This is a genomic window from Streptomyces sp. URMC 127, assembly GCF_051386535.1.
GTDB lineage: Bacteria > Actinomycetota > Actinomycetes > Streptomycetales > Streptomycetaceae > Streptomyces.
Genome location: NZ_JBPQTW010000251.1, coordinates 1 through 9,315 on the forward strand (window position 1 = coordinate 1; position 9,315 = coordinate 9,315).

A 9,315-nucleotide genomic window follows, 5' to 3' on the forward strand; every position below is an offset into this window, starting at 1 on the left:
GCGGTGCCCTTACCGGTCCGGGAGGCGGGCCGGGTGGCCGCCGCCTCTTCGATCTGCGCTGACATCGTCGTCCGCCTTCTCCCCTGTCAAACCTGTCGAACGGTGTTGCGTCGGTGCGCGGCCGGGCGGGAGCCGTCTGTCACGGCGCCCACCCGGCCGGCGGGTCACTGCCGGTGCGTCACTGCCGGTGCGTCACTGCTTCTGGCTGAGGCGCTTGTTGACGTCGGCCTCGACCTGCTTGGCGGCTTCCTCGGGGGACTTACCGTTGAGGACCGCCGTCATGTACGCCTTGATCGGGTTCGGGGCGTTCTCCACCGCGGCCCACTCCGGGATCAGCGGGGTCGTGGCGCCGCTCTTGGCGGCGGGGGCCGCGGCCTCGGCGGCGGCATTGCCCTTCAGGCTGCCCAGCAGGGAGTCCTTGTTGGGGATCGAGCCGACCTCCTCGGCCAGGGCGGCCTCGTTCTTGTCGGACAGGGCGATCTTCAGGAACTCCTTGGCGAGGTCCTGCTTCTTGCTGCCCGCCGTGACGGCGAGGTTGGAGCCGCCGAGGAAGACGCCCTCGGGCTTGTCGGCGGTCTCACCGGGGATGGTGAAGTAGCCGAGGTCCTTCTCGATGGCCGGGTTGGCCTTGATGGCCGTGGCGGCCTCCCAGCCCATGCCGATGAAGGCGCCGGTCTTGCCCTTGGCAAAGACGTCGGCCTGCTGCGGGGTGGCCTCGTCCTTGTCCTTGGGGGCCTTGCTGAAGGACTGGTACTGCTTGTAGATGTCCATGGCCTTGGCGACCTTGGGGTCGGCGAGGTTGGACACCCACTTCTTGCCGTCCTTCTTCACCAGGTCCGCGCCGGTGCCGATGGTCAGGCCGTCGAAGAAGTACCAGTTCTGGCCGGGCAGGTAGAGCGGCTCGGCCTCACCCTTCTTCTGGATGGCCTCCAGGGCCTTGAAGAAGTCGGCGCGGGTCTTCGGGACGTCGGTGACGCCCGCGTCCGCCCACACCTTCTTGTTGTAGATGACGACGCGGTTCGCGGCGTACCACGGGGCGGCGTACTGCTTGCCCTCGAAGACGGCGGGCTTGTTGAGCGACTCGGTCCAGTCGGCGCCGATCTCCTTCTTCAGGTCGCCGAGCTCGGAGAGGCCGCCGGTCTGCGCGTAGGAGGGGGTCTGGGTGTTGCCGACCTCGACGACGTCCGGCGGGTTGGCCTCGGAGAGGGCCGTGGTCAGCTTCTGCTGGATGCCGTCCCACTTCTGGACCTGGACGTCGAGCTTGGCGCCGGTCTTCTGTTCGAACTCGGCCTGGACCGCCTTCGTCCAGGCCGGAGGGTTGGAGCCGTCCATGAACCAGACGGTGAGGCTCTTGGCCTTGCCGCTGTCGCCCGATCCCTTGTCACTGTCGCTGGACCCACAGGCAGCAACACTCACCAACATGGCCGCGACACCCGTCGCCGCTATGAGCCCTCGCTTCACAGCACTCTCCTCAAGGACCGAATGTGGTCTTTAATGGTTTAGACCAGTGCCCGCAGCTTGGCCTAGACCTTTTGGGGTGTCAAGGGTGTATAAGAGTCGCTGTCGGCTCCGTTACCGGACCGACACCTCGAGGTCGACCTGGGCGTCTCCGGGCCCCTCGGGCTCTGCCCGTGCCACCATGTGACCGCGACAGACGGAGGAGCCGGTGACAGCAGCAGGATCGGAGTCGGGAAGGCAGGCCATGGCGACCGAGGGCGGTACGGCCGAGGGCGGCAGCGCGCCGGGCGGCGCGCGGACCGCGCGCGTTCCCAAGTACTACCGCCTGAAACGCCATTTGCTGGACATGACCGAAACCATGCCTCCCGGCACGCCCGTACCGCCGGAGCGCACCCTGGCCGCGGAGTTCGACACCTCCCGGACGACCGTCCGCCAGGCCCTCCAGGAGCTGGTGGTCGAGGGCCGCCTGGAGCGCATCCAGGGCAAGGGGACGTTCGTCGCGAAGCCGAAGGTCTCGCAGGCGCTGCAACTGACCTCCTACACCGAGGACATGCGCGCCCAGGGCCTGGAGCCGACGTCCCAGCTCCTGGACATCGGCTACGTCACGGCGGACGACCGGCTCGCCAAGCTGCTGGACATCGCGACGGGCGGCCGCGTGCTGCGCATCGAGCGGCTGCGGCTGGCCAGCGGGGAGCCGATGGCGATCGAGACGACCCACCTGTCGGCGAAGAGGTTCCCGGCGCTGCGGCGCAGCCTCGCGAAGTACACCTCGCTCTACACCGCGCTCGCCGAGGTCTACGACGTCCGCCTCGCGGAGGCGGAGGAGACGATCGAGACGTCGCTGGCCACCCCGCGCGAGGCGGGTCTGCTGGGCACGGACGTGGGCCTGCCGATGCTGATGCTCTCCCGCCACTCGCTGGACGCGCAGGGGCAGCCGGTGGAATGGGTGCGCTCGGTGTACCGGGGGGACCGCTACAAGTTCGTAGCCCGACTGCAGCGGCCGGCGGAGTAGCAGGCGGACGGGGCCGCGCTCCGGCTGGGGGCCCGGGGGTTATCCCCCGGGACGACGCAGCGTGGCGCGGTTGCTGAGGCCGGCGGAGTAGTACGCCGCCACCGGGACGATCGCCAGGGCCAGCAGGCCGCCCCCGGCGGCGAGGGCCGGGTAGCCGCTGCCGGCGACGACCAGGCCCGAGGTCATCCCGCCGGTGGAGCCCGCGACGGCGATGCCGACGTCGACGAGACCCTGGGCCGAGGCGCGCGTGGCGAGCGGCAGCGCTTCGGTGACCATGGCGGTGCCGCTGACCAGGCCGAAGTTCCAGCCGAGGCCGAGCAGGACGAGCGCCGCGGCGAGGGCCGCGGCCTGGTGCGGCGGGGCGAGGGCGGCGAGGAGCCCGGCCAGCAGCAGAGTGGCCCCGGCGGCCGCGGCGACCCGCGGCGGACCGAAGCGGTCGACGAGCCTGCCGGTGAGCGGGGACGGCAGGAACATCGCCGCGACGTGGAGGGCGATGACCAGCCCGGTGGCCTGCGTGCCGTGCCCGTGTGCGCTCATGTGGACGGGCGTCATCGTCATGATGCCGATCATCACGAGCTGGCTGAGAACCATCACCCCGGTCCCGGTCGCCACTCCGCGTACGTGTGCCCGGCCGCCCGGGCCCTCCGCGCCCTCCGCGCCGGCCGCCTCGTCCGCACCGCCCGCCGCGGCCCGGCCGGCCGTCTCCGCCGCGGCCAGCTCCCGGGCCCGCAGCAGCGGATCGGGGCGCAGCGAGGTGCCCATGACGACGGCGGCGGCCGCGTAGGCGACGACGGCCAGCAGGAACGGCCCGGCAAGCCGGGGAATGCCCCAGGCGTGCGCGACGTCCCCGGTGACGGTCACCAGGTTGGGGCCGACGACGGCACCGAACGTGGTGGCCAGGAGCACGGTGCTCACCGCGCTCGCCCGGCGCGTCGGTGGCGCGAGGTCCGCGCCCGCGTACCGGGCGAGCAGGTTGACGGCCGTGCCCGCCCCGTAGACGAAGAGGGAGAGGAAGAGCAGCGGCACCGAGCCCACGGCGGCCGCCACCACGACCCCGAGGCTGCCGAGGGCGGCGGTCGCGTGGCCGAGGGTGAGGCCGGGCCGGCGGCCCCGGCGCTCGCTGAGGCGCCCGATGACGACGGCCCCGAGCGCCGCGCCGGCCGTGAACAGCGCGCTGGGCAAGCCGGCCAGGCCGGTCGAGCCCAGCATGTCCTCCGCGAGCAGCGCCCCGACGGTGATGCCGGCGGCGAGGCCCGCTCCGCTGAGGACCTGGGAGATCACCAGGACGGTCAGGATCCGCTTCTGTTCGGGGCCGGTGGCGCTCCCCTGGGTGCCGCGCGTGGCCGGTGCGGCGGGCCGGACGCCCATGGCTTCCTCTTCCTGAGTGTCGGGAACGGCGGGTCACGCCGCTTGCAGCGGCTCCAGCGCGGCGATCTCCTCCAGCGACATGTCCAGCTGCCGGTGCAGGAAGCGCACGATCGTCCAGTGGGGCAGCGCGCCCTCGTCGAACGGGCCGAACTCCGCGCAGTACAGCGGGATCCAGCGCAGCGCCTCCTCGATGGCCTGCTCGCGGCCGGGCTCCTGCTGGTAGTCCTCGTAGGCGATGCTGCGGTGGTGGATGAAGAAACGTCCCGGCAGGCGTTCCTCGCACAGCTCCCGGTACTCGCGCGTCTGCAGGATGAGGTAGTGCCAGATCTCGTCGATCTCCTGCTCGACCGGCAGGAAGAGGCCGCTGAGCCGCTCGCGGTGGCGGGAGACCAGGTAGAGGTAGCGCAGGGCCTCCAGGACCTGGCGCTCGACGTAGCCGGGCTCCGCGCCCGTACTGCCGGTGAAGTGCCGCACCACTTCGGCGTGCAGCTGCTCGCCGAGCAGCGCCTTGAGGTCGCCGGCGGTGACCTTCGGGGTCGCCTCCAGCTGCGGAGCATTCGGCTGCGGAGCGTTCGCCTGCGGAGTAGTGGTCATTGGTGGGTCCGTCCCGTTCCCGTCGTCCCGATGTACAAGAGGTCGCGTCGTCGCGTCCGGCGGCTCAGACCTCGCGCCGGAGCCAGGCGTACTTGCCGGACTTCCCGATGGGAATGTGCTCGCGGTGCTCCAGCGCGCACGGCAGCCCCGTCAGCTCGCGGACGCCGCGCTCCAGCGCCGCGCTCTGCGCCTCTTCGAGCGGGCCGCCGTCGAAGGTCGTGTACAGCAGCCGGGCCGGCGTGCCGTCCCCCACCCGCAGCTGGTGCAGGAACACCCCGGGCGCGGCGGCGCTGATGCGCTCGTCGAGGTCGCCCTGGGCGACGGGCCCGTCCGGCGCGGCGAGCAGCTCCTTCTCGCGGCCGCAGAAGCCGGCGATCTTGGTGGGGTCCGGCGTGCCGTCGAGGGTGCGGGCGCAGTCGCCGGAGCGGTAGCGGATCAGCGGCATGTACGGGTTGCGGACGCTGGTGACGATGAGGCTGTAGAGGGTGCTGCCGGGGACGACCGGGATCAGCTCGACGCTCATGTCGTCGAGATAGGGCCGGTAGCGGCCGTGGCGGTCGCTGTAGTAGAGGTAGCCGAGCTCGGTGCTGCCGAAGAGGTCGATGACCGGGCAGCCGAAGTGCTCGTGCAGATACCACCGGACGTTGGCCGGGGTGTACTCGTAGGCGTGGATGATGCTGGCGGGCTGCGGGAAGGCCTCCCACAGGCCCCACGCCCGGGCCTTGTGCACCAGGTGCGCCAGGTGATAGCCGGAGCAGTCCAGGTGGTAGCGGCCCTGCGGGTGTTCCCGGCGGGCCGTCTCGATCTCCCCCAGCATCCGCTCGACGTCGTCGCGCGTCCACAGCGCGGGGTCGAGCGTCAGGTTGACGTAGAGCGTACGGGCGTCGAGCCGCCGGTCGTCCAGGTCCGGGACGGGGCTCGGCTCGGCCCCGCGCTTCCTGGCGTTGACCCGGGCCACGTGCTCGGTCGCCAGCACCGTGGTCAGCGAGACTCTGCGGCAGCCGTCCTCCCAGGTCGCGGAGATGTCGGGGTGCTCGCTCCAGAGCCGGTAGTAGGAGTTCAGCAGGAAGTAGGGGGGCCGGATGATCTGCATGCGGGCGTGGTTGGTGCCCGTGGAGAGGACGAACTCGGCCTCGCCCGCCTCAAGTGCCTTCTCCAGGGCGGGTGTCATCCAGTTGTCCGGGAAGCCGTCGGCTATCTCGGGTTTCTCCAGTACGGGGAAGTGCCCCCGCTCGATCGACGCGCGGTAGATCGGTATGTCCCTGATCTGTTCGACGATGCCGGCCGTCGGCTGCCCATCCATGTGCCACCCCGGGAGTGATCGGAAGAACGGAAAGGCCCCGCACGGCGGTTGACGGGGCCGGTACGCACGGAGTGGACCGCACACACGATGGTCACGGTCCACTCCGCTCGCTTCGGTCAGTCTCCGGTCGTCAGGAGATACAGCCCGTCTTGGGCGCGGCGCTGATGCAGCCCGCCTTGGGGGCGGCGCTGATGCAGCCGTCCTTCGCGGCCTGGGCCGAGTTGGCGGCGACCCAGCCGCGCCAGACGTCCTCCTGCGCCATCTTCTTGATGAGCTTCTCCATAACGCACCTCCGAAAAGTGAGGAATTGCGGCGATGACCATGCATTTGTGCCGCCGCTTCAGACCGTAAAGCGTTGGCCAAGTAAGTGTCAACGGTTCACCAAGTGACACACCCTCACTTGGCCTTGGCCCGACCTCACTTGGCCGGTTACACCGCCGCCTTCGCGGGCTCGGGCTCCGGCTCCGGCTCCGGGTGCCGCATCCGCACCGGTTCGGTGCCGGCGTCGTTGTGCCGGGCGGCCCAGCTCTCCAGGGCCGTCCGGCAGGCGTGGTCCAGATGGCGCACGCCGGAGAGGTCGATCTCGATGGGCCGGTCCTGCGGGAGGGCCTCCAGCGTCTCCAGGATCCGGGGCAGCCGCAGGAACGTGGCATTACCGGTCACCGTCGCGACCATGCGGCCGTCGGTGAGCTCGCGGACGTCCACCTGGACCTTGGAGGTGTCCCAGGCCGTCTTCACCACGGCCAGCAGGATGCCGAGCACCACGCCCTCGAACATGCTGGTGGTCACGATGGCGACGGCCGTCACGGCGAGGATGACGAGCTCGCCGCGGTGCCCGCGCCACAGCGGGCCGAAGTCCTTCACCGGCACCAGCTTGCAGCCGGCGTGGACCAGCACGCCCGCCAGTGCGGCCAGCGGAATGACCCCGATGGCCACCGGCAGCAGCACGGCGAAGAGCAGCAGCCACGCTCCGTGCAGGAAGCGGGAGAGCGAAGTCTTCGCGCCTGCCTGGACGTTGGCGGAGCTGCGGACGATCACCGCGGTCATGGGCAGGGCACCGAGCACGCCGCACACCGTGTTGCCCACGCCCTGGGCCATCAGCTCCTTGTCGTAGTGAGTGCGCGGCCCGTCGTGCATGCGGTCGACGGCGGCCGCGCTGAACAGGGACTCCGCCGACGCGATCAGGGTGAAGGCGACGACGGTGCCGAGGACCCCGACGCTGCCCAGCGTGGTCAGGTCGTTCAGCCCGGGCGGCTGGATGGCATCCACCAGGCCGCGGACCTCGACGTGGGCGACGTCCAGGCCGCCCAGCGCCGTCACGGCCGTGGCCAGGGCGACCGCCACCAGCGGCGCCGGCACCAGTTGGGCCTTGGCGGGCAGCTTCTTCCACCCGACGAGCACGGCGATGGTCCCGGCGCCGACCGCGAAGGCGGTCAGGGCGGCGCTGTCCGCAATGATGTCGGCGGCCAGGCCCGGGATGCCGAGGATCTTGTCCGGGCCGGAGCGGGGCTGTTTGACGCCGGCCATCGTGTACAGCTGCCCGAAGATGAGGACGAGCCCGATGCCGGCGAGCATGCCCTGCACGACCGAGACGGAGATCGCCCGGAACCAGCGGCCGAACCTCAGGGCCCCGAGGGCGATTTGCAGCACACCGGTGGCCAGCACAATGGCACCGAGCATGCCCAGTCCGAATTCGCGGACGGCCTCGAAGACGAGCACGGTCAGCCCGGCCGCGGGGCCGCTGACCTGGAGGGCGCTGCCGGGGAGGGCGCCGACGACGAGTCCGCCGACGATGCCGGTGATCAGGCCGAGTTCGGCCGGAACCCCGGAGGCCACGGCCACGCCGACGCACAACGGCAGGGCCACGAGGAAGACGACGAGCGAAGCGAGCACGTCCTGGCGCAGGACGGCAGGCTGCTTGAGGGCGGAGATCATGGGTGAGGGTCCCTTGAGGTTCGCGTGGAGACGGGTCACAGGGGGCCGAACGACACCGGGCCGCTGTCGGGAAGATGGACTTCGACCGCGCCCGTATGGACCTCGTAGTACCAGGCGTGCAATCCCAACGTGCCTTTTTCCAGGCCCTCTTGGACGCAGGGATAGGTGCGGAGCGTCTCCAGCTGGGCGACGGCGTGCCGCTGGACGGCCTCCGCCATGTCGTCGGTGAAGGCCTCGACGGCACGGGCGGGCGCGTCCGCGGGGACGGAGCGTTCGAGCCAGCCCCGGACGGCGGGGACGGCCGAGAGGTCGTCGCCGCGGACGACGGCGGTGACGGCGCCGCAGTGCGAGTGGCCGCAGACGATGATGTCGCGGACGCCCAGCACGCGCACCGCGTATTCGATCGTGGCGACTTCGCCCGAAGGCTCCTCGCTGCGGTATTCGGGGACGATGTTTCCGGCGGTACGGAGTTCGAAGAGCTCGCCGGGGGCCGCGCCGGTGAACAGCGCGGGCATGACACGGGAGTCGGAGCACGTGATGAACAGCGCGTCGGGCGACTGTCCCGCTTCGAGCGCGCGGAAGCTCTCGGCGCGCTCGGGGTCGGCCACGTGCGTGGCCGCGAAGGAACGTGCGTTCTCGATCAGAGACTTCATGATGGCCTGCCTCCTGCACTCCGCGGCAGATGCCGGGGCGCGGTGTGGTCGGGTCGGGTCGAGCATGACGAGCATGCGAACGGCATGCCGGTGCCACAGCTTCGGGGCAACGGGCACCGGGCGGCCGCAGACAATGCTGCACGGCCGCTGCGACCAGAACTTTACCAGTGCATTACCTCCTTGTGAAAGACAAATTTTTCGACAAAAACCGGACGAGGGAGGCTACTTGACATGGGATTGGCACAGTCCTGAACTATTCGATTCCCGCGAGATTTTGGAGGAATTAATTCCGTCCCAGCCGCAACCATGGACCCTCCGGACTGCGTCTTCATTGCCCTATGCGGAGGAACGCATTACCCGTGCATTACACATGTAATTGCTTTCGGAGGGGTGCCGGAAACGGCAAACCGCCCACCCGCGCTGACTGCGCGAGCGGGCGGTGAGACAGCCTCCGGGCCGCCGGAGGTGCGGGATGAGGCCCCGTCAGACGGACGCCTCGTTCAGCAACTTCAGCGCCAGCTGCTTCGTGCGCTCGTCCGCCTTCGCGGCGTTGCCGCTGTCGAACGGCGGCGCCGGGTCGTACTCCACCCCCAGCTGCACGGCACGGGCCACCTCCTCGCCGGAGAGGCGGGAGGCCAGGTGGAGGCCCATGTCGATGCCGGCGGAGACGCCGGCACCCGTGATGACCTTCCCGTGCTCGACGACACGCTGCTCCGTGACGACGGCGCCGTACCCTTCCAGGGCCGTGCGCGCGGCCCAGTGCGTCGTGGCGCGCACGCCGCGCAGCACGCCGGCCGCGCCGAGGATCAGCGCGCCGGTGCACACCGACGTGGTCCACCTCGTGCCGCGGTCGATACGGCGGATCCAGCTCCGGACGGCCGGATCGGCGGCCGCGGCGTTCACGCCGCGCATGCTGCCGCCGGGCACCAGCAGGATGTCGGCGGAGGTCACGTCCGCCATGGTCCGCTCGGCGACGATGCTCAGCTCGCCGG

Annotated in this window: 9 protein-coding genes; 1 reads left to right on the plus strand and 8 read right to left on the minus strand. The window is 70.6% G+C overall.

Going from position 1 to position 9,315, the window contains the following annotated elements; translation table 11 throughout:
- Nucleotides 1–192: 192 nt before the first annotated feature.
- Nucleotides 193–1,461 carry an extracellular solute-binding protein gene (locus ACSNOH_RS30730; RefSeq protein ID WP_436724726.1) on the minus strand — a complete coding sequence of 423 codons (1,269 nt, stop codon included), beginning with the start codon at nucleotides 1,459–1,461 and terminating at the stop codon, nucleotides 193–195.
- A gap of 241 nt (nucleotides 1,462–1,702) precedes the next feature.
- Here ACSNOH_RS30730 and ACSNOH_RS30735 point away from each other — a divergent pair, with 241 nt between their 5' ends.
- Nucleotides 1,703–2,470: a GntR family transcriptional regulator gene (locus ACSNOH_RS30735; RefSeq protein ID WP_436724727.1), complete on the plus strand. Its 768-nt coding sequence runs from the start codon at nucleotides 1,703–1,705 to the stop codon at nucleotides 2,468–2,470.
- A gap of 39 nt (nucleotides 2,471–2,509) precedes the next feature.
- Here the strand turns inward: ACSNOH_RS30735 and ACSNOH_RS30740 are convergent, their stop codons facing one another.
- From ACSNOH_RS30740 to ACSNOH_RS30770, 7 genes are all read right to left on the minus strand, one after another.
- Nucleotides 2,510–3,838: an MFS transporter gene (locus ACSNOH_RS30740; RefSeq protein ID WP_436724728.1), complete on the minus strand. Its 1,329-nt coding sequence runs from the start codon at nucleotides 3,836–3,838 to the stop codon at nucleotides 2,510–2,512.
- Between the two features lie 33 nt (nucleotides 3,839–3,871).
- The gene (locus ACSNOH_RS30745) at nucleotides 3,872–4,432 is read right to left on the minus strand and encodes a hypothetical protein (protein WP_436724729.1); all 561 of its coding nucleotides are present in this window, start codon (nucleotides 4,430–4,432) and stop codon (nucleotides 3,872–3,874) included.
- Between the two features lie 64 nt (nucleotides 4,433–4,496).
- The gene (locus ACSNOH_RS30750) at nucleotides 4,497–5,735 is read right to left on the minus strand and encodes a hypothetical protein (RefSeq protein WP_436724730.1); all 1,239 of its coding nucleotides are present in this window, start codon (nucleotides 5,733–5,735) and stop codon (nucleotides 4,497–4,499) included.
- 130 nt (nucleotides 5,736–5,865) lie between these two features.
- Nucleotides 5,866–6,018 (minus strand): hypothetical protein, encoded by a 153-nt coding sequence (locus tag ACSNOH_RS30755; protein WP_436724731.1) that lies wholly within the window; start codon nucleotides 6,016–6,018, stop codon nucleotides 5,866–5,868.
- Between the two features lie 146 nt (nucleotides 6,019–6,164).
- Complete coding sequence (locus ACSNOH_RS30760) at nucleotides 6,165–7,670, minus strand: SulP family inorganic anion transporter (RefSeq protein WP_436724732.1); 1,506 nt, start codon at nucleotides 7,668–7,670, stop codon at nucleotides 6,165–6,167.
- A gap of 35 nt (nucleotides 7,671–7,705) precedes the next feature.
- Nucleotides 7,706–8,323 (minus strand): carbonic anhydrase, encoded by a 618-nt coding sequence (locus tag ACSNOH_RS30765; RefSeq protein WP_436724733.1) that lies wholly within the window; start codon nucleotides 8,321–8,323, stop codon nucleotides 7,706–7,708.
- 483 nt (nucleotides 8,324–8,806) lie between these two features.
- On the minus strand, nucleotides 8,807–9,315 hold a 509-nt coding region (locus ACSNOH_RS30770; protein WP_436724734.1), incomplete at its 5' end, for a DJ-1/PfpI family protein.

What these genes read in the sequence shown, in the direction of transcription:
- ACSNOH_RS30765 (WP_436724733.1), bottom strand. Translation starts at nt 8,323, where the DNA reads ATGAAGTCTCTGATCGAGAACGCACGTTCCTTCGCGGCCACGCACGTG.
- ACSNOH_RS30755 (WP_436724731.1), bottom strand. Translation starts at nt 6,018, where the DNA reads ATGGAGAAGCTCATCAAGAAGATGGCGCAGGAGGACGTCTGGCGCGGC.
- ACSNOH_RS30750 (WP_436724730.1), bottom strand. Translation starts at nt 5,735, where the DNA reads ATGGATGGGCAGCCGACGGCCGGCATCGTCGAACAGATCAGGGACATA.
- ACSNOH_RS30740 (WP_436724728.1), bottom strand. Translation starts at nt 3,838, where the DNA reads ATGGGCGTCCGGCCCGCCGCACCGGCCACGCGCGGCACCCAGGGGAGC.
- ACSNOH_RS30735 (WP_436724727.1), top strand. Translation starts at nt 1,703, where the DNA reads ATGGCGACCGAGGGCGGTACGGCCGAGGGCGGCAGCGCGCCGGGCGGC.
- ACSNOH_RS30760 (WP_436724732.1), bottom strand. Translation starts at nt 7,670, where the DNA reads ATGATCTCCGCCCTCAAGCAGCCTGCCGTCCTGCGCCAGGACGTGCTC.
- ACSNOH_RS30745 (WP_436724729.1), bottom strand. Translation starts at nt 4,432, where the DNA reads ATGACCACTACTCCGCAGGCGAACGCTCCGCAGCCGAATGCTCCGCAG.